The organism is Corynebacterium sp. LaCa_282 (genome assembly GCF_057198125.1).
In genome coordinates this window covers 1,665,446-1,688,995 of record NZ_CP191095.1, presented here as the reverse complement: position 1 = coordinate 1,688,995, position 23,550 = coordinate 1,665,446, and the positions used below count along the sequence as shown (strand labels likewise).

At 62.1% G+C, this 23,550-nt stretch carries 16 protein-coding genes; 10 read left to right on the top strand and 6 right to left on the bottom strand.

Going from position 1 to position 23,550, the window contains the following annotated elements; genetic code table 11:
* The first annotated feature begins 1,039 nt into the window (after nucleotides 1–1,039).
* Entirely contained in the window at nucleotides 1,040–1,708 is a 669-nt protein-coding gene (locus ACP8KU_RS07880; RefSeq protein WP_005281934.1) for a TetR/AcrR family transcriptional regulator, read from the top strand.
* Here ACP8KU_RS07880 and ACP8KU_RS07875 read toward each other — a convergent pair.
* Nucleotides 1,705–2,463: a 3'(2'),5'-bisphosphate nucleotidase CysQ gene (locus ACP8KU_RS07875; RefSeq protein WP_023017607.1), complete on the bottom strand. Its 759-nt coding sequence runs from the start codon at nucleotides 2,461–2,463 to the stop codon at nucleotides 1,705–1,707. The two genes, ACP8KU_RS07880 and ACP8KU_RS07875, sit on opposite strands and share 4 nt — an antisense overlap.
* 35 nt (nucleotides 2,464–2,498) lie before the next feature.
* Between ACP8KU_RS07875 and ACP8KU_RS07870 the strand changes: the two genes are divergently transcribed.
* From ACP8KU_RS07870 to ACP8KU_RS07860, 3 genes are all read left to right on the top strand, one after another.
* Entirely contained in the window at nucleotides 2,499–7,427 is a 4,929-nt protein-coding gene (locus ACP8KU_RS07870) for an Lhr family ATP-dependent helicase (protein WP_484483566.1), read from the top strand.
* Nucleotides 7,428–7,497: 70 nt separating this feature from the next.
* On the top strand, nucleotides 7,498–8,304 hold the full coding sequence (locus ACP8KU_RS07865; protein ID WP_484483565.1) for a DNA-formamidopyrimidine glycosylase family protein: 807 nt from the start codon (nucleotides 7,498–7,500) through the stop codon (nucleotides 8,302–8,304).
* A gap of 35 nt (nucleotides 8,305–8,339) precedes the next feature.
* Complete coding sequence (locus ACP8KU_RS07860) at nucleotides 8,340–8,765, top strand: YccF domain-containing protein (protein WP_278722712.1); 426 nt, start codon at nucleotides 8,340–8,342, stop codon at nucleotides 8,763–8,765.
* 202 nt (nucleotides 8,766–8,967) lie between these two features.
* Here the strand turns inward: ACP8KU_RS07860 and pgi are convergent, their stop codons facing one another.
* The 3 genes from pgi to ACP8KU_RS07845 form a co-directional block, all read right to left on the bottom strand.
* Nucleotides 8,968–10,605, bottom strand: coding sequence for a glucose-6-phosphate isomerase (gene pgi, locus ACP8KU_RS07855; RefSeq protein ID WP_484483564.1), 1,638 nt, complete (start codon nucleotides 10,603–10,605; stop codon nucleotides 8,968–8,970).
* Between the two features lie 97 nt (nucleotides 10,606–10,702).
* Complete coding sequence (locus tag ACP8KU_RS07850; protein WP_237792107.1) at nucleotides 10,703–12,049, bottom strand: Na+/H+ antiporter family protein; 1,347 nt, start codon at nucleotides 12,047–12,049, stop codon at nucleotides 10,703–10,705.
* Nucleotides 12,050–12,114: 65 nt separating this feature from the next.
* Nucleotides 12,115–12,438 (bottom strand): chorismate mutase, encoded by a 324-nt coding sequence (locus ACP8KU_RS07845; RefSeq protein WP_005279891.1) that lies wholly within the window; start codon nucleotides 12,436–12,438, stop codon nucleotides 12,115–12,117.
* Between the two features lie 97 nt (nucleotides 12,439–12,535).
* Here ACP8KU_RS07845 and pcrA point away from each other — a divergent pair, with 97 nt between their 5' ends.
* Complete coding sequence (gene pcrA, locus ACP8KU_RS07840; RefSeq protein WP_484483563.1) at nucleotides 12,536–15,079, top strand: DNA helicase PcrA; 2,544 nt, start codon at nucleotides 12,536–12,538, stop codon at nucleotides 15,077–15,079.
* Here pcrA and ACP8KU_RS07835 read toward each other — a convergent pair.
* Both ACP8KU_RS07835 and ACP8KU_RS07830 read right to left on the bottom strand, forming a co-directional pair.
* Nucleotides 15,076–15,834 (bottom strand): M23 family metallopeptidase, encoded by a 759-nt coding sequence (locus ACP8KU_RS07835; RefSeq protein ID WP_005279895.1) that lies wholly within the window; start codon nucleotides 15,832–15,834, stop codon nucleotides 15,076–15,078. The genes pcrA and ACP8KU_RS07835 overlap by 4 nt on opposite strands.
* Nucleotides 15,835–16,628: 794 nt before the next feature.
* Nucleotides 16,629–17,384: a M23 family metallopeptidase gene (locus ACP8KU_RS07830; RefSeq protein WP_023017615.1), complete on the bottom strand. Its 756-nt coding sequence runs from the start codon at nucleotides 17,382–17,384 to the stop codon at nucleotides 16,629–16,631.
* Nucleotides 17,385–17,900: 516 nt separating this feature from the next.
* Between ACP8KU_RS07830 and ACP8KU_RS07825 the strand changes: the two genes are divergently transcribed.
* The 5 genes from ACP8KU_RS07825 to ACP8KU_RS07805 are packed head-to-tail and all read left to right on the top strand — an operon-like array spanning nucleotide 17,901 to nucleotide 23,532.
* On the top strand, nucleotides 17,901–19,673 hold the full coding sequence (locus ACP8KU_RS07825; protein ID WP_284623129.1) for a cell division protein PerM: 1,773 nt from the start codon (nucleotides 17,901–17,903) through the stop codon (nucleotides 19,671–19,673).
* A 22-nt stretch (nucleotides 19,674–19,695) separates the two neighbouring features.
* Nucleotides 19,696–20,304, top strand: coding sequence for a phosphoribosylglycinamide formyltransferase (gene purN, locus ACP8KU_RS07820; protein WP_284623168.1), 609 nt, complete (start codon nucleotides 19,696–19,698; stop codon nucleotides 20,302–20,304).
* A gap of 27 nt (nucleotides 20,305–20,331) precedes the next feature.
* Nucleotides 20,332–21,864: a bifunctional phosphoribosylaminoimidazolecarboxamide formyltransferase/IMP cyclohydrolase gene (gene purH / locus ACP8KU_RS07815; protein WP_484483562.1), complete on the top strand. Its 1,533-nt coding sequence runs from the start codon at nucleotides 20,332–20,334 to the stop codon at nucleotides 21,862–21,864.
* Between the two features lie 31 nt (nucleotides 21,865–21,895).
* On the top strand, nucleotides 21,896–22,885 hold the full coding sequence (locus ACP8KU_RS07810) for a hypothetical protein (protein ID WP_484483561.1): 990 nt from the start codon (nucleotides 21,896–21,898) through the stop codon (nucleotides 22,883–22,885).
* A 32-nt stretch (nucleotides 22,886–22,917) separates the two neighbouring features.
* On the top strand, nucleotides 22,918–23,532 hold the full coding sequence (locus tag ACP8KU_RS07805; protein WP_484483560.1) for a hypothetical protein: 615 nt from the start codon (nucleotides 22,918–22,920) through the stop codon (nucleotides 23,530–23,532).
* Nucleotides 23,533–23,550 lie beyond the last annotated feature (18 nt).

Here is a 23,550-nt window from a genome sequence, read left to right as displayed (position 1 = left end):
TGTAGAACGTTAGAAAGCCATGGGGATAGTCGGAAAATCAATTTCTTGTTGGTGCTGGTAGTGGGGCTGTCCGTGCGAAGGGTTTCGCGGATCGCTTGCTCGATCGGGGTGGCTTCCCACTGGGCGGTGGCACCGCTCAAAATGGAGGGGTGTTCCCACAGGTAGCTCATCTCCAATAGCCCATTAAGATCGGAGTTAAAGAGCCCGCCAAGCTTGAGCATCCACGGACGCAGCGTTATGGGTGAGTGCCGGCAGCCTGCGAGGTATGCGAACTCCGCCTGGGTAATTGCAGGGGCGCAGGGTACGGAAATGATAGGTGGGCTGGTGGGGTCAAGGAGGGCATCGGCAAGCGCGCGGCCAAAGTCCGGAAGGTAGGTAACCGAATGCTTGGTATGCGCGTTGAAGAGTGCGAGGGGAATGCGCTTGCCGATGATCAGTTGGTGATACACGCACCCCGGGCCAGAATCCGGGCCAAATAGATCTGCGGCCACCACCGATACGGTGCGGGCAGGTGAAGCGAGGCGGGTATTGATGAGCGCAGCGCGCACGCCGGGTTTTCCTTGTCTGGATGTGGTTAAAGGGGTATCTGGTGAAACCGTTTCGTAGCCTGGATCGAATCCGTAGATGGATTCTGGGAATACTATGGGGATATCGCGTTCGGCGGCGACGTGGAGGGCTGTGTGCTCAGCGGGGATGAGGAGCGTGCGCCATGCCTCGGCGTTATAAGCGGCGTGGATGCAGTGGACAATGCCGTCGACGTCTGCGGGATAGGACTCTTTTTGGGTGGCATCGCCGGTGATGTGCTGTACGTGTGGGCCTAGGTCGAGTGTGGAACCGTGGCGACTCATGATGATGCATTCATGGCCTCGGGCGGTGAGTTCGCGGGCAACCGCACGGCCAACGGGTCCAGCGCCAGTGATGAGGTATTTCATTATCCGGAGTCCTATTCATATTAGTGACTGGTGCTCTCTAAAAGTATAGGGCGGGGCCACTGAAAGCAAGAGCAGTGCTCTCTTTTGTGAGTTGCTATAGTTTTCCCATGGCACAAACCCCACGCGAGCGCGCCCGAGAGCAGACGATGACCCGCATCATCGAGCTGGGACGGCAGCAACTAGCTAGTGGTGGTGTAGAGGCGCTGAACCTACGGGCCATAGCCCGTGAGCTAGGAATCGTCCCTTCTGGTATTTACCGCTACGTACCGGATAGGGCGAGCCTTATTACTCTCCTCATTGTTGATGCTTTTGACTCCCTTGATGGGGCAGTGGTGCGGCGCGATGATCCGAGTGCGCAACCGCGTGAGCGATTCATTGGCCTCGTAGGTGCGATGAGGCAGTGGGCCCTTGAATTTCCGCAACGGTGGGGGCTGATTTACGGCACCCCGATTGTGGGCTATCAAGCGCCAGCTGCCGAGACGATAGCAGCGGGTACCAAAGTTAGCCGCCGCCTCGCCGCCTTGCTAGAACAGTCTACGGTCGCGTCGTTGGGGCAGCGATCGCGCCAACTGGATGCAGATATGGAGGCAGCCGCGAAAGATATGGGCTCCGAGCTCAGCGCGGACGCTATGGAAATGGCGCTGGAGGCCTGGGTGAGGATCATCGGGGTGATCAACGCCGAGGTTTTCGGCTACCTAGGGCGCGATACGCTGAGCGAGTTCGCTGAGTTCCATGCCCGCGCTGTGTCGCGGCTCGCCGATGAGCTAGGGCTCTAAAATCCGCCATTCTCCTCGGCAAAGGCCGCGGCGTGCTCTAGAATCTCGTCTTTGAGCTCGGGGCGGCAGATGAGCAGATCGGGGATGAAGGTGTCCTCGTTATTGAAGGTGATGGGGCTGCCGTCGAGGCGGGAGCAGTGCAGGCCAGCTGCCATCGCCACGCCTACCGGGGCGGCCTGATCCCATTCGTATTGGCCGCCGGCGTGAATATAACCGTCATAATCGCCCAGCAGAACGTGCATGGCCTTGGCCCCGGCGGAGCCGACGCCCTCGGTTTCATAGCCCATCTTTTCCGCGATGTAGCCGGCCACCTTGGGCGGGCGGTTGCGAGAGATGACGAATTTCTTGGATAGCGGGCCGGCGACGGCGCGCACATCGGAGGACTTGAAGGTCACGCCGTAATCCGGCAGGCCCACCGCGGCGTGGACTGGGGTGCCGTCCTCAACGAGGGCGATGTGGACCGCCCAGTCCTGGCGGCCGGTGGCAAATTCCTTGGTGCCGTCTAGCGGGTCCACGATCCAGACGCGCTTCTTTTTTAGCCGGGCAAGGTCATCGGAGGCTTCCTCAGAGAGCACGCCATCGCCGGGCCGGTGCTGTTCTAATACGCGGGCGATCCATTCTTGGGCGGCGTCATCGCCGGCATCGCCAAGCGAAAGGCCCCGCAGCAGGCCACCATTGCGCACACCCTTTAAAATCTCGCCGCAGCCTTGGGCGAGCGAATTGGTCAGGCGGGAATCAGAAATCTCGACGGTCATGGTGCCCACATTACAACGGGGACTAGAGTGTGGTCATGCCAGAAAACATCCTCGAGCGCTTTCGCCCCCAAGTGGCGCGGTGGTTCCAGGACGTTTTTGCCGCTCCCACCGCGGTACAAGCCCAGGCCTGGGACAAGATTTCCCGCGGGGATCACGCCCTGATGGTTGCCCCCACCGGTTCTGGTAAGACGCTCGCGGCGTTCTTATGGGCGCTGAATAACCTGGTGGAGCGCGAAGGACAACTGGCCCTGCCGGTAGGAAAAGCTTCCGGCTCCGCAACGGGCGTGCGGGTGCTGTATATCTCGCCGCTCAAAGCGCTGGGCGTGGACGTGGAAAATAACCTGCGGGCGCCGCTGACCGGCATTGCGCGCACCGCGGAAAAGTTGGGTCTGGAGGCGCCGAATATTTCCGTGGGCGTGCGCTCGGGCGATACACCCTCGGCAGAGCGCTCCCGGCAGGTGCGCAAGCCACCGGATATCCTCATTACCACCCCGGAATCGGCATATTTGATGCTGACCTCAAAGGCGGCGGGGATTTTGAAAACCGTCGATACCGTCATCATCGATGAAATCCACGCACTGGCCGGCACCAAGCGCGGCGCGCACCTCGCCCTGACGCTGGAGCGCCTGCAAGAGATTGCGGGCGATGTTCAGCGCATTGGGTTATCAGCCACGGTGCGCCCGCTTTCGGCCGTCTCGGATTTCTTAGGCGGCAACCGCCCGGTGGAAATCGTGGCGCCGGAAGCGCACAAGAAGTGGGACTTGGATGTGCGCGTGCCGGTAGAGGATATGTCGGATCTTCCTACGCCGGAGGCGGGCTCGACCATCGGGGAGCTCACCGTCGATGATGCCATCGGCATTACCGGCGGGCCGGAAGGTAGCGGCGACGGCGGGGAAGAATTCGACGGGGAGGACTTCGGTGGGGAAGAAGACACCGCGCTGCCCACCGCGAACTCCATCTGGCCGTTTATTACCCAAGACCTCTACGCGGACATCATGGCGCATCGCTCCACGCTGGTCTTTGTGAACTCGCGGCGCAGTGCTGAGCGCCTGACCAGCCGGCTTAACGAGCTATACGCGCAGGAATATGACCCGGATTCGCTCTCGCCGGAAACTCGGCGCGATCCCGCCCAGCTGATGGCGCATTCGCACGTTGCGGGCAAGGCGCCGGCGGTCATCGCACGGGCGCACCACGGCTCGGTGTCCAAGGACGAGCGCGCCATGACGGAAACGATGCTAAAGGAAGGCACGCTGAAGGCCGTGGTGGCCACGAGCTCGCTGGAGCTGGGCGTTGACATGGGCGCGGTGGATTTGGTGGTGCAGGTAGAATCGCCGCCCTCGGTGGCCTCGGGCCTGCAGCGCGTGGGCCGCGCCGGGCACCATGTGGGCGCGGTCTCGCACGGCGCGTTTTATCCCAAGCACCGCGCGGACCTGGTGCAGTCCACGCTGACGGTCGCCCGCATGCGCGGCGGCATGATCGAGAAGATGCATACCCCGCGCAACCCGCTGGACGTGCTTGCGCAGCAGACCGTGGCGGCGGTGGCCGCCGCGGGCGAGGAGGGCTTAAGCGCGGATGACTGGTATGACATCGTCAAGCGCAGCCATCCCTACCGCGAGCTGGCCCGCGAGGTTTATGACTCCGTCATCGATCTGGTCAGCGGCGTCTATCCGTCCACGGATTTTGCGGAGCTGAAACCTCGCGTGGTCTATGACCGCGTCTCCGGGGTGATGACCCCGCGCCCGGGGGCGCAGCGCGTGGCCGTGACCAGCGGCGGCACCATCCCGGATAGGGGAATGTTCGGCGTCTTCCTCTATAGCGGTGGCGAATCCGGCAAGGCCCCGCGCCGGGTGGGCGAGCTTGATGAGGAGATGGTTTATGAATCCCGCGTGGGCGATGTCTTTACCCTGGGCGCGACCAGCTGGCGCATCGAGGAGATTACACGCGACCAGGTCCTGGTCACGCCCGCGCCGGGGCATACGGGCCGGCTGCCGTTTTGGAATGGCGATGGCGCCGGGCGCCCCTATGAGCTGGGACAGGCCTTGGGCGAGTATCGCCGCGAGGTAAATACGGACCCGGGCATTATCGCGGATGCCGATGAGAATGCCCGCAGCAATATCTTGTCCTATCTGCGCGAGCAGCAGGAGGCCACCGGGATTATTCCGGATGAAAAGACGCTTGTGCTCGAGCGTTTCAAGGATGAGCTTGGGGACTGGCGCGTGGTGCTGCACACGCCCTTTGGCCGGCCGGTCAACTCCGCCTGGGCCTTGGCGGTAGGCGCGCGGGTGGGGGAGCGCACCGGGATGGACCCGCAAGCGGTGGCCGGCGATGATGGCATCGTGCTGCGCCTGCCCGAGGGCGAGGCCGATCCCGATGGCACGATTTTTGCCTTCGACGCCGACGATATTGCCGATGTCGTGGCCGAGCAGGTGGGCAATTCCGCCCTTTTCGCCTCCCGCTTCCGCGAGTGTGCGGCCCGCGCGCTGCTTTTGCCCCGCCGCAATCCCGGCAAGCGCGCCCCGCTGTGGCAGCAGCGCCAGCGCGCCGAGCAGCTTTTGGATGTTGCCCGTAAGTACCCATCCTTTCCCATCATTTTGGAAACGGTGCGCGAGTGCGTGCAGGACGTCTATGATGTGCCGGCGCTGCAGGAGGTCATGCGCGATCTGGGGCACCGCCGCGTGCGCATCGCGGAGGTCACCACGGAGCAGCCTTCGCCCTTTGCCTCCTCGCTGCTATTTAATTACACCGGCGCCTTCATGTACGAGGGCGATTCCCCGCTGGCGGAAAAGCGGGCGGCGGCGCTCGCCCTTGATCCGGCGCTTCTGGCCAAGCTGCTCGGCACGGTGGAGCTGCGCGAGCTCTTGGATCCCGCGATCATCGATGAGATCCATACCCAGCTGCAGCGCACCGCACCCTCGCGCCGGGCGCGCACCACCGAGGAAGTCGCGGATCTCCTGCGCGTGCTGGGCCCCATCCCGGTCGAAGAGCTGGGCGAGCATACGGATGTTCCCCTGGCCGCCTTGGATAACCTGGGCTCGCGGATTATGCGGGTGCGCATCGGCGGGCGCGAGCACCTTGCCCAGTCCCAGGATGCGGCGCTGCTTCGCGATGCCCTCGGTATCCCCATCCCTCCCGGCATCCCCGCCCAGGTGGACACGCTTGCCGATGCCCTCCCACAGCTCATCAGCCGCTGGGCGCGCACCCGCGGCCCGTTCGTGCTCGCGGACTTAACCGCCGCCTTCGGCATTTCCGTTTCCGCAGCACACACCACCCTGGCTGGCCTGGACTCGATCGTGGAGGGCCACTACCGGCAGGGCATAGAGGAGCAGGAGTACTGCGCCGCCGAGGTACTAAAGACCATTCGCTCGCGCTCGCTTGCTGCCGCGCGCGCGGATACCGAGCCGGTCTCCGGCGCCGCCTTCGCACGCTTTCTTCCGGAATGGCACGGTATTGCGCCCGCAGGGAAGCGGCCCGCGCTGCGCGGTGCCGATGGAGTATTTTCTGCTATCGAGCAGCTCGCCGGGGTTCGCCTGCCGGCCTCTGCCTGGGAATCCATCATTTTGCCCGCCCGGGTGGGGGATTATTCGCCCCGCATGCTAGATGAGCTAACCGCCAATGGTGAGGTGATGATCGTCGGCGCCGGAAAGGCCGGGGCCGCCGACCCGTGGGTGATGCTGTTGCCTGCCGATTACGCCGCCCAGCTCGCCCCCGAAACCGATCCGGAGGGCGTGAGCATGCTGCAGCGGGCCATTTTAGGCGTGCTCGAGCGCGGCGGTGGCTTCCTCTTTTCCGATATCGCCGCCGAGGTCCCCGGTACCGCCGAGGAAATCCGCGAGGCCCTCTGGGGGCTGGTGGAAATGGGCCTGGCCAGCCCAGATTCCTTCGCCCCCATCCGCACGCGCTTATCGGCAGGCGGGCGCGGTGCCTCCCGCGCCGGCCGCGGTTCTACCGCCCACCGCTCCAAGCGGCGCCCCACGCGCTCGCGGCTGCGCATGGGCCGCACCTCGTTTGCCCAGACCCAGAACGCCACTGGCGGTACCGGCCAGACCCCACCTGATATGCTCGGCCGCTGGTCGCTGGCGGTGCCCGCCGCCCAGGACGCCACCTCGCGCTCTGTGGCGCACGGCGAGGCCTGGCTGGATCGCTACGGCGTGGTCACCCGCGGCTCCGTGGTGGCAGAGGACGTCCTTGGCGGCTTCGCGCTGGCCTATAAGGTGCTTTCCGGCTTCGAGGAATCCGGCAAGGCCATGCGCGGCTATGTCATCGAGGATCTCGGCGCCGCGCAGTTTTCCACCCCGGCTATTATCGATCGCCTCCGCGGCCTGGCGGATTCCCCCGATGTCACCGGCTGGCCGTCCGGCACCACCGATCCAGAGACCTTCGTGCTCGCCGCCGTGGACCCCGCCAACCCCTACGGCGCGGCGTTGCCCTGGCCGCAGCGCGACGATGCCGATGGCAAAGCCACCGGCGGGCCCGCCCGCTCCGCCGGAGCGCTGGTCGTGCTCTGCGATGGCCTCCCCATCGCCCACCTCACCCGCGGCGGCAAAACCTTGACCACGTTCATCGACGCCCTGCCCGATGGAATCGAGGCCACCGGCGTCTACGCCCGCCTCCTGTCCGCGCTCGTAGAACTCATCGCCGCCGGGCACATGTCGCCCCTGGTGATTGAAAAGTGCAATGGCAACCCCATCCACCACACCCCAGCGGCTAATATCCTGCGCTCGCTCGGGGCAGGCATTACCCCGAAGGGCGTGCGCATTGTCGGTCGCGCCGCGCCGCCGCGGGTCCCGCGCCACGGGGCGAAGGACGGCTCGCCGGAGGATTTTCGCGGTGATTCGCGTGGCGGCCTGCGCGGCGGCAGGCGTGCCTCCGAGGCCATCGAGGAGCTCAGCTTCGACGATCCGCCGCCGCCTCCGCCACCCCGCAATTCTGGTGGCTTCCGCCCGCGCGGCGGATACCGCCGCTAGCGCTACCCGCCCGCAGGTGTATTTTGGTGGGGCCACAGTGTGCGAGACCCGTGGAAGGAGGCCAGCCCCCATGCCCGAAGGCGATTCCGTCCTACAACTTTCGCGCCGCCTGCAGTTTATGACTGGGCGCGAGGTCACCGGCTGTTCCGTGCGCGTGCCGCAGCACGCCACCGTTGACCTCACCGGCACCATCTGCGAGCGCGTGTGGCCCTATGGCAAGCACCTCTTTATGCAATTCGACCAGACCATCGTGCACACCCACCTAAAAATGGAGGGTACCTGGGCCATCCACTACGCCGGCGACCGCTGGCGCAAGCCCGGCCATAGCGCGCGCATCGTGCTGAAACTAGCCCATTCACCGCGCGATATTGAACTGGTGGGCCACTGGTTGGGCATTGTCGATATCTTCGACGCGGATCAATACTTTAGCCGCATCGCGCACCTTGGCCCGGATATCTTGGACCCCGACTGGGACCGCGAGGAGGCGGTGCGCCGATTGCGCGCGCGACCCGAGCGCAGCATCGGCACGGCGCTTTTGGACCAGAAGGTCGTGGCGGGCATTGGCAATGAATACCGCGCCGAAATCTGCTTTCTCGCCGGCGTTCACCCGGCCACGCCGGTGGCAGAGGTGGATGTGGAACAGGTGCTGGACATCGGCAAGCGCATCATGTGGGCTAACCGGAACTCGCCCATCCGCGTGACCACCGGCGTGCGCCGTGCCGGGGAGACCACCTATGTCTTTGGGCGCAACCGCAAGCGGTGCCGGCGCTGCGGCACCATCATTCAGAAGGATTCTTTGGGCGGCGTTGACCGCGGTGGGGACGAGGGTGAATTAGAGCGCATCATCTGGTTCTGCCCGCACTGCCAGCCGCTCTAAGGTTCCTTTATGCTTTTCGCGCTAAGCTGGCGGGCATGCGATCACTACTAAATCTTGTATTTAATATCATCTGGCTACTCTCCGGCGGCATCGTTCTTGCGCTGGGCTATTTCCTCTTCGGCATCATCGCCTGCATCTTCATCGTGACGATTCCTGCGGGCGTGGCCTCGTTCCGCATGGGTCAGTTCGCCCTGTGGCCGTTCGGCCGCTCCGTGGTTGAGCCCCGCAAGGGCACCGGCGGGATGTCTGGCATCTCCAATGTCATTTGGTTCGTCATCGCTGGCCTGTGGCTATCCATCGGCCACGTCGTTACCGCCGTCATCCAGGCGATTACCATCATCGGTATCCCGGTTGCCTGGGCCAACCTCAAGATGATTCCAGTGACCTGCTTCCCGTTCGGCCGCAAGGTTGTGAGCTCGAAGAATATCCCGTCCGGTTGGCAGCCCATGGTGAGGCTGTAAATTCACCTCGCCTGAGAGCGCCTGGCCCGAAGCGACACGTTGCTCCGCGGCTGGGCGCTTTAGTGATCTGTGGTGCTTAGGCACGAAAGTGTCCACAACAACCGCGTTTGTCTGAATTTGAGGGCAGATTTTTCAAGAACGCGGTTGTTTTGGACACTTTTACGCTAGAGCCTGGGGCGTATGCCCCGGGCGCGGGCCGGAGCTAACGGTTGGCGCGGTACCAGCCGATGAGCTTATCGGTGGACTGGTCGCCGGAATCTACCTCTTGGCTGCCGGAGACGGCGGGGGCCAAGTCATTGGCCTGCTGCTTGCCCAGCTCCACGCCCCATTGGTCGAAGGAGTTGATATCCCAGATGATGCCTTGGGTAAAGACGATGTGCTCGTAGAGCGCGATAAGCGCGCCCAGGGTGGTAGGGGTAAGTTCCTCGGCCATAATCGTGGTAGTGGGACGGTTGCCCGGCATCACCTTGTGCGGCACAAGGTCTTCCTCCACGCCTTCGGTAGCGATTTCTTCTGCCGTCTTGCCAAAGGCCAACACCTTGGTTTGGGCGAAGAAATTGCCCATGAGCAGGTCATGCATCGAGCCGGTGCCGTCCGCGGTGGGGAAGTCCTCCTTGGGGCGGGCAAAGCCGATGAAGTCCGCTGGGATGAGGCGGGTGCCCTGGTGCATGAGTTGGTAAAAGGCGTGCTGGCCGTTGGTGCCCGGCTCGCCCCAGTAGATTTCGCCGGTCTGCCCAGTGGTGACCGCGGTGCCATCGCGGCGCACGGACTTGCCGTTGGATTCCATGGTCAGCTGCTGCAGGTAGGCCGGGAAGCGGCCGAGGTCCTGCGAGTAGGGCAGCACGGCGTGGGTTTGGGCGCCGAAGAAATTGGTGTACCAGATGCCCAGCAAGCCCATGAGTACGGGCACATTGCGCTCTAGCGGGGTGGTGCGGAAGTGCTCATCCATGGCGTGGAAGCCTTCCAACAAGCGCATAAAGTCCATCGGGCCAATGGTGCACATCAAGGACAGGCCAATGGCGGAATCGAGGGAGTAGCGACCGCCCACCCAATTCCAGAACGGGAACATATTATCCGTATCGATGCCGAATTTCTCCACCTGCTCCGCATTGGTAGATACGGCCACGAAGTGCTTGGCTACAGCGGATTCATCGCCATCGAATTGATCGATGAGCCAACGGCGGGCCGCGTGCGCATTGGTCAGGGTTTCCTGGGTGGTAAAGGTCTTGGAGGAAACAATAAAGAGGGTGGAGCCGGCATCGAGCCCGTCCAAGGTGGCGGCCATATCGGCAGGGTCCACGTTGGAGACGAACTCCGCGGAAATGCCGGCCACCTCATAGGAGCGCAGGGCCTGTGCGGCCATGGCGGGGCCGAGATCGGAACCGCCGATGCCGATATTGACCACCTTTTTGATGGTGTGGCCGGTATGCCCCAACCAGGAACCGGAGCGCAGGGCGGTGGCGAAATCGCGCATGCGGCCCAGGACCTCGTGGACATCGGCGGCGACATCTTGGCCATCGACGTGCAAATCATCTTCTACCGGCAGGCGCAGGGCGGTGTGCAGCACGGCGCGATCCTCGGTGTTGTTGAGGTGCTCGCCTGCAAACATGGCATCGCGCCGGCCTTCCACGTCGGCGGCTCGGGCTACCTCGAGCAGGTGCTGGAGGACGTCTTCATCGATGAGGTTTTTGGATAAATCCACGTGCAGGTCGGCGGCGTCGAAGGTGTAGTTCTCGGCGCGGTTTGCGTCTGTGGCGAAGAGTTCGCGCAGGCGCATGTCCTGCTTTTCTTCACAAACCTTGACCAGGTCTTTCCACTGGGACGATGCGGTGATATCCATGGCAATTGGCCTTTCTGGCGACGAGCGCATTGGCAATGTGTACCCCTCCCACCGTAGTCGAGAATGAGTGCCAACGGCACCGTGAGAAGTGTGGCATTTAGAGCATGAGCGCGCCCGCCCAGCCGGCGATAAGAAGTGGGATATTGAAGTGAATAAAGGTAGGGATGACGGAGTCACGGATGTGATCGTGTTGGCCATCGGCGCCGAGGCCGGCGGTGGGGCCGAGGGTGGAATCGGAGGCGGGGGAGCCGGCATCGCCAAGCGCGCCTGCCGTACCAATGAGCGCCACCGTGGCCGCGGGGCTAAAGCCAAGCGAGGCGCACAGGGGAACGTAGATAACGGAGATAATCGGCAGGGTGGAAAAGGATGAGCCGATGCCCATGGTGACCACCAGGCCGACCAAGAGCATGGCGCCTGCGGAGAGGAACTTATTGGTGCCAAAGAGGTTGGCGGTGGCATCGACAAGCGGGCCGACTTCCTCTGTTGCCGTCATGACAGAAGCAAAGCCCTGCGCGGTGATCATGATAAAGCCGATAAGGGCCATCATTTTCATGCCGTTGGTAAATACGTCATCGGCGTGCTTCCAATCCACCGCGCCGGAAATGAGCAAGATGCCCAGGCCGGTCAGGGCGCCGACGAGCAGGCCATCGGACTCGAAATCGAGCGCCTGCATGATGATTTGGACGGCGAAGGTGGCGATAATCGCCAGGATGGAAACCCAGATTTTATACCGCGAGGGCGTTTCCTGGTGCTCTTCGGCGGCAATGGGCCGGTCCTCGTACTCGCGTGGGGCGCGGTAGCTGAAAAAGATGGCGATGAGCAGGCCGGTGAGCATGCCCAAGGCCGGGATGGCCATGACCTGCATAATATTGATATCGGAGGTATCCAGGCCAGCCTCTTCGATATTGAAGAGCAGGATATCGTTCAAATAGATGGACCCGAAGCCCACCGGAATGAACATGTAGGTGGTGATAAGGCCGAAGGTCAGGCACGTGGTGATAAGGCGGCGATCCAGCTTGAGCTTATTCATCACCGCCAATAGCGGTGGGACGAGAAGCGGGATGAAGGCAATGTGAACGGGGATGAGATTCTGGCTCATCACGGCCATGGCGATAAGGCCAAGAACGAGCATCCACTTGGTGGTGGCCGCGGCCTTGGGATCTAATTCGCCGGTGCCGCCGAGCTTGGCGATGAGAAAGTTGGCCAAGATCTGCGGCAGCCCGGCGGAGGCAACACCCATCGCGAAGGCGCCCAAGAGGGCATAACTTAAGGCAATCTTGGCGCCGCCGCCGAGCCCGTCCTGGAAGGCAACCATGGTGGCATCCAGGCCCATGCCGGATATCAGGCCGCCGACGATCGCGCCGATGAAAAGCGCCACCACCACGTGCACGCGCAACAGGGCGAGCGCGAGCATGACGATGACGGCGATGAGTACTGCGTTCATGCCCCGCAAGCGTACTGCATAGTATGGGTGAGCTCGTAATTAATCCGAGGGGTTGAGTGGTGGATTTAGCCTAGGCGTCCGCGTCCCATGCGCAGCAAAGCAGAGGCGATGGTGGGGCCTTCCTCACCAAGTTCCGCGCGGAACTCATTGAGAATGGCGATCTCGCGGGTGTGCACCAAGCGTGTGCCGCCGGAGCTCATGCGGGTGCGGCCCACCGCGCGGGAGACCTCGGTGCGGCGTTTGACGGCATCCAAGATGATCTGATCCAGGCGGTTGATTTCCTCGCGATACTGCTGGATTTCCGCATCAGATAGGGGATCATCCGTGCCGGTGGGCGTGCGGATATCCAAGCCATTGTCAACGATGGATTCATTATCTTCAGCGGTCATGGTCCCTTATTGTGCCACTTGGTCAGGTATTTAGAAAGCGCAGGGTATGCCGCAAATACGGGCCATGTCCGGTGGGGCTAGTAGGTTGGTAGGCATTATGACGAATAACTCTCCATTTAGCCCAACTTCTACCCCGCGCGAACCCGTATCCGGTGCTGCTTCCCGCGGCGGCTTCGCCCCTAGCCAGCCCGAGCAGCAGAACCCCTTTGGCAGCACGCCTAGGCCCGCGGAATCCGATCCTTTAACCCAAGGTTTGAATCCACAGCAATTAGAGGCGGTCACCCATACCGGCAGGCCCCTGCTGATTGTCGCCGGCGCGGGTTCTGGCAAGACCGCGGTGCTTACCCGCCGCATCGCGTACCTCATGCGCCACCGCGGGGTAAACCCGTGGGAAATCCTCGCCATTACCTTTACCAATAAGGCGGCCGCAGAGATGAAGGAGCGCGTGGGTTCCCTGGTCGGTCCGGTGGCCGAGCGCATGTGGGTATCCACCTTCCACTCCATCTGCGTGCGCATCCTGCGCCAGAACGCCCAGCTCGTGCCGGGGCTTAATACCAACTTCACCATTTATGATGGCGACGATGCCCGCAGGCTTCTATCCATGATTGCCAAGGACATGCAGTTGGATCTGAAGAAATACACCCCGCGCGTGCTGGCCAACCAGATCTCCAACCACAAAAACGAGCTCGTGGGCCCGGCCGAGGCAGCCGACAAGGCGCAGCAGACCAAGAACCCCTTTGAGACCACCGTGGCGGATGTCTACGCCGAGTACCAGCGCCGCCTGCGCGCGGCCAATGCGGTGGACTTTGATGACCTCATCGGGGAAGTAGTGCGCATTTTCACCGAGCACAAGCAGGTAGTGGAGTTTTATCGCCGGCGGTTTAAGCACGTGCTCATTGATGAGTACCAGGACACCAACCACGCCCAGTACGCGCTGGTAGCAGCGCTCGTGGGCAAGGGCGAGCTGGGTCCTGATGCCCCAGAGTTGTGCGTGGTGGGTGATTCCGATCAGTCCATTTATGCCTTCCGCGGCGCCACCATCCGCAATATCGAGGAATTCGAGCGCGACTACCCGCAGGCGCACACCATCTTATTGGAGCAGAACTATCGCTCCACGCAGACCATCTTGAACGCGGCTAATGCCGTGATTGCGAAAAACGAGAACCGCCGGGAGAAAAACCTGTGGACCGCGCACGGCGATGGCGAATCCATCGTGGGGTATGTGGCGGATAACGAACACGATGAAGCCCGTTTTATCGCCGCAGAGATCGACGCGCTGGCGGATAAGGGCCACAGCTATTCCGATATCGCCGTGATGTACCGGACCAATAATTCCTCCCGCGCGCTGGAGGATATCTTCATTCGCTCCGGCATTCCCTATAAGGTCGTGGGCGGGACGCGCTTTTACGAACGCCGCGAAATCCGCGATACGGTGGCCTACCTGCGCATTATGGATAACCCCGACGATACGGTGAGCCTGCGCCGCATCATCAATGTTCCCAAGCGCGCCATCGGCGATAAGGCCCAGGGCCAGATTGCCCTGCACGCGGAAAACCAGGGGATAAGCTTTGGCAAGGCGCTTGCCGACGTCCCCCAGGGCGACGTCCCCGGCCTTGGCACCCGCGCCGTTAATGCCGTTACCAAGTTCAACGACATGATGGAGGGCATCCGCGCACAAATCCCCGGCATGCGCGATGAGGTGACCGGCCAGCCCGATCTGGGCGAACTGCTCACCGCCATCCTGGATGCCACCGGATATAAGGCGGAGCTAGAAAATTCCAACGACCCGCAGGACGGTGCGCGCCTCGATAACCTCAATGAGCTGGTATCCGTGGCCCGCGAATTTACCTCAGAGGCCGCCAACCAGCTGGCCGCAGCCGGGGCGGATGCCGTCGATCCCAATGAGCTTTTAGAAGAAGGCGAAGCCGCGCCGGGCTCGCTGCAGGCCTTTTTGGAGAAGGTCTCCCTCGTTGCGGATGCGGATCAGATTCCGGATTCTGAGACCGGGGTAGTGACCATGATGACCCTGCATACGGCCAAGGGCTTGGAGTTTCCCGTCGTCTTTGTCGCCGGCTGGGAGGACGGCCAATTCCCGCACATGCGCTCACTGGGTAACCCGAAGGAATTAAGCGAAGAACGCCGCCTGGCCTATGTGGGCATCACCCGCGCCCGTGAAAAGTTGTACCTCACGCGCGCCATCTTGCGTTCTGCGTGGGGCAATCCGGTGACCAATCCCGCCAGTCGCTTCCTCGCCGAGATCCCAGAGGATCTCATCGACTGGCGGCGAGAGGATTCCGATAGTGACCTCACCGGTTCCTGGGGAGCCGATGACTATCAATATGGCCGGAGCTATCGCCGCGGTTCTAGTGGCGGCTACGCCGGTGGTGGGGGTGCTGGGTTTGGCCAGCGCGCTACGTCTTCCCCTTCGCAACGCACTCGCCAGCCTGCAGCTAATTCCATGCCGAAGAATAAGAACCTCAACCTTGCTGTGGGAGACCGCGTCAACCACGCCAAGTACGGGCTCGGAACCGTAATTGAAACGGCCGGTTCCGGTGCCCGCGCCACGGTGACCGTGGACTTTGGTTCCTCCGGCAAGGTGCGGCTCATGCTCATCGGCGGTGTGCCGATGGAAAAGCTCTAGACCGAGATCCCGCGCTCGTTGAACCAGCCCACTGGGTCAACGGCCGCGCCGCCACCTGGGTGGATTTCGAAGTGCAGGTGTGGGCCGGTGGAGCGGCCCTCGTTGCCGATGTCCGCGATGTGGTCGCCCGCAGAAACGTGGTCGCCCACGTTCACGCGCAGCGAGCTAGCGGACATGTGGCCGTAGACGGAGATGCTGCCATCGACGTGCTGGATGCGAATCCAGTTGCCGAAGCCCTGTGCCGGACCGGAGTTAATGACCGTGCCGTCCATGACGGAGTAGATCGGGGTGCCGACTGGGTTAGCCACGTCGATGCCGTTGTGCATCGCGCCCCAGCGCATACCGAATCCAGAAGTCAAGGTGCCGGAGGTGGGAAAGACCACTGTATTGCCGGCAGCATCGCGACTGCGCTGAGGGGTCAGTCCAGAGCGGTCGCCCTCGGGGGCGAAAGCTTCCCGTAGGCCAGGAACGGAGGAGGGGTCCAAGATGATGTTGATCCCGCCGGATTCGTTCGGGCTAAATTCCGGGACGTCTTTGCCGGTGAGTACACCGGCGGCGGCGTTTGCGAAGCCGACGGCGGCGTCGATAACGCCCGCGTTATCAACGTTGGTTGCTTGCGGCTCAGAGGAGCCATTGGAAACGTCCACGCTGGCCACTGGATCAGCAGCAAAAGCGGAGGTGCCGGTAGCAAAAACGGTGCCAAGCGTAACGATGCTTAGCGCTACATTCCTGCGTGCGCGGTTCATGCGCTTCATAGTTTAAGTCCTTTTCATGGCTGTGCATGGTCTCGAGGCGCGCAAACCTTAAAGGTTTGGCGTCTTTCAACTGCCCTCTGCGACACGCCGAGGAATGGAAATACCCCATTTAGCGTTCGCTTGTGGCAACGAGTTAAAAGTTAGCCTGCCCATAGAGGCCGCGCAATCTGTAAAAATGCTGGTAGAAAAGGCGTTTATTCGAAAAGTTTCGAACATGCCAGCTTGTTGCGCGTGTTACGAAAGTGGCCAAAGTTGCGGGTTTGAAGTACTGGTTTAAGCTCTGGGGGTGACTGTCGGGGGTGAGGGGAGGGGGTTATTGGCACCAGGCTAGAAAACTGCCATCTACCTGCGACAAGTCTGCATGCTGGACTTAACTGGCAATCGGTGGGACTATTTTGGGGCCTCTATTGGCGGCTCCTTTATGGCGGCGCGCGCCCGGTGATAATTCCCGGTGCCGCGTGTATGTGCTCTCGTGCGGTGTAACGGCGCTCAGGGCGAATGGAGGGGCCCTAATCCCGCGATGTGGAGGCTTGGGTGGCTATGGGGACCCTAGGGGCTCATATGGGCCCTGGAGGGCGGCTGTGCGGCTTTCTAGCGCTCTTTGGACCGTCTTGGAGGGGTAGAACTATCTCAATCGCGGAGATCGCCTCTGGCGGGACGAAGGTGGGGCTGTGGCTCCGCACGAGGGGTCTTGTTGTGGAGGCTGCGGGCGAGTGGAGCTTATTGGGGTCTAGGCATAGCAAAAGCGCCGCAGAGGTTATCTGCGGCGCTTTAACAAGAAGGAAAGAAGGCTCTTAGAGCTGAATGCCTCGCTCGGCCAGCCATGCCTGTGGGTCAACGGCGTCACCGGAGTTCGGGTGAACCTCGAAGTGGAGGTGGGAACCGGTGGAGAAGCCAAGGGAACCCATGCCAGCAATCTTCTGGCCGGCGTGTACGTGCTCGCCCACGGCGACGTCGAGGGTCTGCATGTGACCGTAGACGGTCATGGTGCCATCATCGTGGAGGATGCGAATCCACTGGCCGTAGCCGGAGGCTGGGCCGGAATCGATGACGGTGCCGTCCATGACGGAAAGGATGGGGGTGCCAACGGCGTTGGCGATGTCCACGCCAGAGTGGAAGGAGCCCCAACGCGGGCCGAAGCCGGAAGTGAAGGCGCCTTCAGCGGGGCGAGCAATGGAAGGAGCGCGAGCGGCAAGGTCCTCGGCGGCGCGGTCAGCGGAAGCCTGGATGGACTTGCTCAGCTGGTCAACCAGATTGGTAACCGGCTTTGCCTCAGCCACGTTGAGGATCTGCGGTGCAGCATCAGAGGAGCCGGCTGGGGTGTTGTTGACCTCGGAAGTATCAGCGGCAAGCTTGTAGTCAACAGACTGTGTCGTGGTGGTGGAAGATGCAGCGTTGTCGGATTCAACGTTAGCGGCAGCTGCGCCGCCTACGCCGGCGGTGGACACGGCACCGGCTGCAACGGTCATGACAGCGATACGACCCTTGGTGGTCTGCGAGGTGACAATCTTGCGATGGCGGCCGGCGCCACGCTGAACTTTGCTTCGCATTAAATCTTCTTTCGTGTCTTTCACAATCTTCAAAAAGAGCGTTACACCGTCTCTGGGTTAGTTACGAGATTGTGACCTTCTTGTTACCAACGAGATGTAACAGTAGCGTCTCAAAAAGATAACAGCAAGCCAAAAATGAATTTTTTCTCGCGCCGGTCTGGAATAAGCCTACATGCAGGCACATTATGGAAAGTTGTGGCGCATAGTGCGATATAAATCTCTTAAAACTAAGCCCCCGCGGTAGCCCCGAAGCTGTAATGGTGCACTGTAACGTCCTGCCATGGAAATGCAACGGCATGTAATTACTGTGACCAGTGGGGGATAAGAGTTAAAACTTTATTCCTTATATATGTCTACAGTAGTTACTGAACAAGTCCACGGTGATTTTGGAGGCGCCTCGTCGCGCCACCCCGCTACCGCGGGCAAAAGGTGGCAAAGTGGACGCCGATGAACAAAAACACCAGCCCCCAATCTCGGTCAACGCCCCGCCCGCGTAGCCAGGCGCGGGGCCGGACAGTGCAGACAGAGCGCGCCCCTCGTGCACCGCATGCCACTGCGACGCAGAAGCCGCATAATTCCGCAGAACGCGTCGCCCGCAAAGCTGGGTCGAAGGCGAAGGCCCGTCGCACGCCGGCCCCGCTGACGAAGGCGGGGCGCATCCGCCAATTATTCATGTCGGCGGCCCTGCCGAATATTATTGTCGTCCTTATTATTGTGGCGCTCGCATTCGGCGCGCTTTTGCTTTTTGGCTCGCCCCTTGCGTGGCTGCCGACCATCGTGGCGGAAGCGTGGATGGTCTTTAACCTCGCGCCGGTATCTGCGGCCGGGGTGGACCTGTCGTTCCTCCCGGCCTTGCCCGCCCTCATCCTCGCCACGGTGGTGGCGGTGCGCGTGCGCGCCGCGGTAAAACACAAGGTCAGCGTGAAGGACCTGGCAATTCTTGTCGCCTGTGTGGTGGGCGTGCCGGTGGTACTGACCTGCATTGCCTGGGTGATGTTGTGGGATGCCGGCAAGGTTTTCGACGTATCCCCGCCGAACCTCGCTGCTGCGCTTGCTCGCGTCATCGTCGTGCACCTAGCGGCGATGGCAGCCGGCATGGGTACCCGCCTGTGGCGCGCCTTGGTCAAGCGCTATGGTGCCCCGCCGCTGCTTGTCGATGCCGCCCTTATCGCCCTGCGCTACCTCGCCTACCTCGCCATTGGCGCGACCGTGGTCTTCGTGCTCATCTTCATCGTGAACTTCTCGCGCCAGGGGGAGATGATGGATGAGTACCCTTCCATCTCTGGGCTGGGCGTTTTCACCCTCATCCTGTTGAGCCTGCTGTATATCCCCAACGCCATCGTCAGCACCGGGGCAGTGCTGGTGGGCTCGGAGTTTTCGGCAGGGGAGGCGCAGGTAAGCCTCTTTAGCACCCACCTTGTGCCGCTGCCGCCGCTGCCTATTACCGGCGGCATCCCAGCGTCCTCACCCGGCTGGGCGGTCGTCTTCATGGTGGTTCCCCTCATCGCGGCGACGATGTCCTTGTATAAGAAGCGCCCGTCCTTCCAGAAGGTGCTCGCGGCCACGGTGGCTACCGCGGTCATCATGTTCTTCGCGTGCTATCTGGTTAGCGGCACGCTTGGCTATTACGGCCACACCGGCCCGCACCTGTGGACTGCTGCTGGCCTTGCCGCGCTATGGATCGCCGTCGTGGGCTTGGCCGTCGCGGCAGCCTTTGCGCTTATGAACTGGCGCGACGCCCGCGCGGCCGAAGCGGAGGCAGAGTCTTCGGCGGAGGAGGTCGCAGAGGCAGAGGCCTCCGAAGAGGATTCAGAAGACGCTGCAGAGTCGGCAGAAGATACCGCTTCTGAGGACACCACTGACGCAGAACAATCTGACGCGGACAAGGCCGAGGCCGACGAGGCTGACGGCGACGATGCTGATGCCGATTTGGACGAGAGCGAAACGGACGAGGACGAGAACGAATCGGAATCGAGTGACGGCGACGCCGCTGAGTCCGCTGCAGAAGAAACAGAGGATGCAGCCGACGACGATGACGCTGCCGCAGAATCCACGGACACCGCAGACACCGTCGACGAGGTCATCGAAGGGGAGGTCGTTGAAGACAGCGACGACGGCGATGACGCGGAGAGTGCTGCGGGAGATGGTGGGGAAGAAGGGGCATCGGAAAACAGCGAGCGCGAAGCGGCTGAAGCCCCCGAGATCCTGGAAGGCGAACTCGTGGAAGAGGACGCAAATGAGGGCAAGCCTGACGCGGCAGATTCTACTGAAAGCGGGAAGAGGGACTAGGCTATAGCGCGTGACTTCACCGATGCCACCACGCGCTACTGCAGCTACTGACCGCCTACGAGTTGTCGTGCTTGTCTCTGGGACGGGCTCGCTTTTGCAAGCCATCTTGGAAGCCCAGGATGAGCGATACCAAGTGGTGAAGGTGGTTGCGGATAAACCGTGTCGAGGTATTGAACGCGCCCGAGAACGCGGTATCGATACCGAGATCGTGGAAATGGGTGCGGACCGTGCCGAATGGAATACATGTCTGGCTGATGCAGTAGATGCTGCCCAGCCAGACATTGTTGTTTCTGCAGGCTTTATGAAGATTTTGGGGGAAGGCTTCCTCCGCCGCTTCGAAGGCCGCACCATCAATACCCACCCGGCGTTATTGCCTGCGTTTAAGGGCGCGCACGGGGTGCGCGATGCGTTGGAATACGGCGTGAAGGTCACAGGCTCTACCGTCCATTTCGTGGACGCGGGCGTGGATACTGGTTCCATCATTGCGCAGCGGCCGGTGGCCGTGCGGACAGATGATGATGAGGCCAGCCTCCACGAACGCATTAAAAAGGTAGAGCGCGAACTCATCGTCGACGTGCTGCGCGCGGCGCAGCCCCGCGGCGAGGAGCTTTTTATTCAACTCGCAGACTAAGACTTTTCGAAAGGCTTATTCCTCCTCATGAGCGAAGACCGCAAGCAGGTAAAGCGCGCACTCATTAGCGTGTACGACAAGACGGGGCTGGAGGATCTGGCCCGCGCACTTGATAAGGCAGGCGTAGAGATTGTCTCTACCGGCTCCACCGCCAAGAAGATTGCTGACTTGGGAATCGAGGTCACCCCGGTAGAAAAGCTCACCGGTTTCCCCGAGTGCCTGGAAGGCCGCGTCAAGACGCTCCACCCGCGCGTGCACGCCGGAATCCTGGCGGATACCCGCAAGGAAGACCACCTGGCGCAGCTGGGCGAGCTTGAGGTAGAGCCCTTCCAGCTCGTCGTGGTGAACCTGTACCCCTTCCAGGAAACGGTCGCCTCCGGCGCGGACTTCGATGGATGCGTGGAGCAGATCGATATCGGTGGGCCTTCCATGGTGCGCGCGGCGGCCAAGAATCACCCGTCCGTTGCCGTGGTCGTAGATCCGGCGCGCTATGGCGAGGTAACCCAGGCCGTTGAAGAGGGTGGATTTAGCCTTGACCAGCGCCGTGGCCTCGCTCGCGATGCCTTCCTTCACACCGCTAACTACGATGCGGCGGTTTCCGCATGGTTCGTGGACCAGCTCAGCGACGGCGAGGAGACCACCTCGCTGCGCTACGGCGAGAACTCTCACCAGGCCGCCACCGTGACCCGGATTGGCACCAAGGGCCTGGCCAATGCCAAGCAGCTCAACGGCAAGGAAATGAGCTACAACAACTACCAGGACGCCGATGCTGCCTGGCGTGCGGCCTGGGATCACGAGCGTCCCTGCGTGGCGATTATCAAGCACACCAACCCGTGCGGCATCGCCGTATCGGATGAGTCCATCGCTGCGGCCCACCGCGCGGCGCATGCCTGTGACCCAATGTCCGCATTTGGCGGCGTCATCGCTGTCAATCACGAGGTCAGCGTAGAGATGGCTGAGCAGGTCAAGGGCATTTTCACCGAGGTCATCGTCGCGCCCGCCTATGAGGATAAGGCGCTGGAGATCCTGCAGAGCAAGAAGAACCTGCGCGTGCTTTTGGCCGAGCCAGAGGAACAAGGCGAGGAGCGCAAGTACATCTCCGGCGGCGTGCTGCGCCAAGAGCCGGATACCTACCAGGCCGAGGGCGATAAGCCCGAAAACTGGACCCTAGCAGCGGGCGAAGCCCTGAGTGACGAGGACTTGGCTCAGCTCGAGTTCGCCTGGCGCACGGTGCGCGCGGTCAAGTCCAATGCGATTTTGCTGGCTAAGGACAATGCGACCGTGGGCGTGGGCATGGGCCAGGTCAACCGCGTGGATTCCGCCAAGCTTGCGGTCGAGCGCGCCAATACGCTTGCCGATGCCACCAACCGCACCCAAGGCTCCTTCGCCGCCTCCGATGCCTTTTTCCCCTTCGCCGATGGCTTGCAGGTGCTTCTCGATGCCGGCGTCAAAGCCGTTGTCCAGCCCGGCGGCTCCATCCGCGATGAAGGAGTTATCGACGCAGCTAAGGCCGCTGGTGTTACGATGTATCTCACCGGAACACGCCACTTCGCTCACTAGCGATAGCGCCTGAAACCTAAGGATCCTGGCCATGCTAGCACCCACCCGCACCGCACCGAGGCGTACTGCACCGAAGCGCATGGCGCTCGGCGGCCTACTTGTGGCGGGGGCGCTGTGTCTTAGCGCGTGCGGGCAGGGCGAGCAGGGTACGGAATCAGAGCCGGGCATCGCCAAGCAGACAACCTCGCGCTCTATGGAGAGCGCGACGGATAGGGCGGATACGGCGGATAGCCCTCGCGATGCCGCAGCGCAGGATGAGGCTGCGCCGGCCGATGCCCAATCCGATGCCGCGAAAGCTGCCGAAGATGGCGGGGCGGCTGTGGCTGGTGACCTGCAGCGCGAGCTCGACCGCATCGCCGCTAACTACGGCAATGTAGGCATCGCGGTATCGGATGGCACCACTACCGTTGCCGCCGGGCGCACTGCGCCCGAAACCGCCTGGTCCACCTCCAAGGTGCCGGTGCTCATCGCCGCCCATCGCGCAGGGCTCATCGGCCCCGACGTGGTGACATCTGCGATTACCTATTCCAATAATGCGGCGGCGCAATCCGCCTGGGACGCACTCGGTGGCGGCGCACAAGCCGCCCAGGCCGCCCAACAGGTACTTGCCGAGGCCGGCGATACCACCACCCAGGTACAAAGCCAGGTCACCCGCCCGGAATTTAGCGCCTTCGGGCAAACGCAGTGGAGCGTGGGCGACCAGGCCGCGTTCATGGCAAAGCTGCGCTGCGTCAACGGTGCCGAACCCATCCTCACCGCGATGTCTACGCCCGACCCCGCCCAAAGCTATGGCCTGCGTAACCTAGAGGGTGCCGCCCTCAAAGGCGGCTGGGGGCCAGATATCGCCGGCGGCTATGATGTGCGGCAGATGGGTCTTGCCACCATCGGCGGCCGCGAGGTGGCGGTAGCACTCATCGCCTCGGCCCCGGATGGTCAGTACGCCTCCGCCCAACCATTACTTTCGGGCACGGCGCTCGATCTCTCCAAGGCCGAAATAGCTTGGCCCACCCCAGCTTGTTAGCCCCACTTCCGGCTTATGAGAAAGGACTTATCATGCCGCACTTTCATCTAACTCCACGTTTGCGTTGGGGGCTGCACCTCGGCGCGGTAGCGACCGCGGGCATCGTTTTAAGCGCCTGCAGCAGTAGCACGGATGGGGATCAGCCCGACTTTTCCGGCGATGGCGGCATGACCACCGTCGAAAGTACGACGGAGACTTCCACCGAAGAAACCTCTACGGCGACAAAATCCCCGGAAACCCAAAAGAAAGAACCACCCGTGGTGACGGTGACCGAAACCGAACAGGAACAGGCGCAGCCACCGAAGAACAATAATGGCGGCGGAAATGAACTCATCGACGGCCTAGGTGAATACGGGTGGACCGATACCAATACCTACGCCAATTGCCACCGCTATGAGCGCGTCGTCTTCGCCGGCAAAGGCCCAGACGGCAGGGCCATCATCTGTGAGAATCAGGGAAACGTCCTGACCTATCGGTCGACCATTTTCGGCGGCGAATTCACCGGGTCGATTATTGGCCAAGACGGCGGTAACTACTACGTGGACGCCTCGCCCTCGACCATCGTCGTAACCCCCAGCGGCATTAGCGTGCGCGAAGGCGGTGGATTGGCCGCAACTGCGGACTTTACCGATTCCTGGCAACGCTAACCACTAGTAAGTGGTTAG

Excerpts from the sequence above, each read along its gene's own strand:
- ACP8KU_RS07880 (WP_005281934.1), top strand. The coding sequence starts at position 1,040 with ATGGCACAAACCCCACGCGAGCGCGCCCGAGAGCAGACGATGACCCGC.
- ACP8KU_RS07875 (WP_023017607.1), bottom strand. The coding sequence starts at position 2,463 with ATGACCGTCGAGATTTCTGATTCCCGCCTGACCAATTCGCTCGCCCAA.
- ACP8KU_RS07870 (WP_484483566.1), top strand. The coding sequence starts at position 2,499 with ATGCCAGAAAACATCCTCGAGCGCTTTCGCCCCCAAGTGGCGCGGTGG.
- ACP8KU_RS07865 (WP_484483565.1), top strand. The coding sequence starts at position 7,498 with ATGCCCGAAGGCGATTCCGTCCTACAACTTTCGCGCCGCCTGCAGTTT.
- ACP8KU_RS07860 (WP_278722712.1), top strand. The coding sequence starts at position 8,340 with ATGCGATCACTACTAAATCTTGTATTTAATATCATCTGGCTACTCTCC.
- pgi (WP_484483564.1), bottom strand. The coding sequence starts at position 10,605 with ATGGATATCACCGCATCGTCCCAGTGGAAAGACCTGGTCAAGGTTTGT.
- ACP8KU_RS07850 (WP_237792107.1), bottom strand. The coding sequence starts at position 12,049 with ATGAACGCAGTACTCATCGCCGTCATCGTCATGCTCGCGCTCGCCCTG.
- ACP8KU_RS07845 (WP_005279891.1), bottom strand. The coding sequence starts at position 12,438 with ATGACCGCTGAAGATAATGAATCCATCGTTGACAATGGCTTGGATATC.
- pcrA (WP_484483563.1), top strand. The coding sequence starts at position 12,536 with ATGACGAATAACTCTCCATTTAGCCCAACTTCTACCCCGCGCGAACCC.
- ACP8KU_RS07835 (WP_005279895.1), bottom strand. The coding sequence starts at position 15,834 with ATGAAGCGCATGAACCGCGCACGCAGGAATGTAGCGCTAAGCATCGTT.
- ACP8KU_RS07830 (WP_023017615.1), bottom strand. The coding sequence starts at position 17,384 with ATGCGAAGCAAAGTTCAGCGTGGCGCCGGCCGCCATCGCAAGATTGTC.
- purN (WP_284623168.1), top strand. The coding sequence starts at position 19,696 with ATGCCACCACGCGCTACTGCAGCTACTGACCGCCTACGAGTTGTCGTG.
- purH (WP_484483562.1), top strand. The coding sequence starts at position 20,332 with ATGAGCGAAGACCGCAAGCAGGTAAAGCGCGCACTCATTAGCGTGTAC.
- ACP8KU_RS07810 (WP_484483561.1), top strand. The coding sequence starts at position 21,896 with ATGCTAGCACCCACCCGCACCGCACCGAGGCGTACTGCACCGAAGCGC.
- ACP8KU_RS07805 (WP_484483560.1), top strand. The coding sequence starts at position 22,918 with ATGCCGCACTTTCATCTAACTCCACGTTTGCGTTGGGGGCTGCACCTC.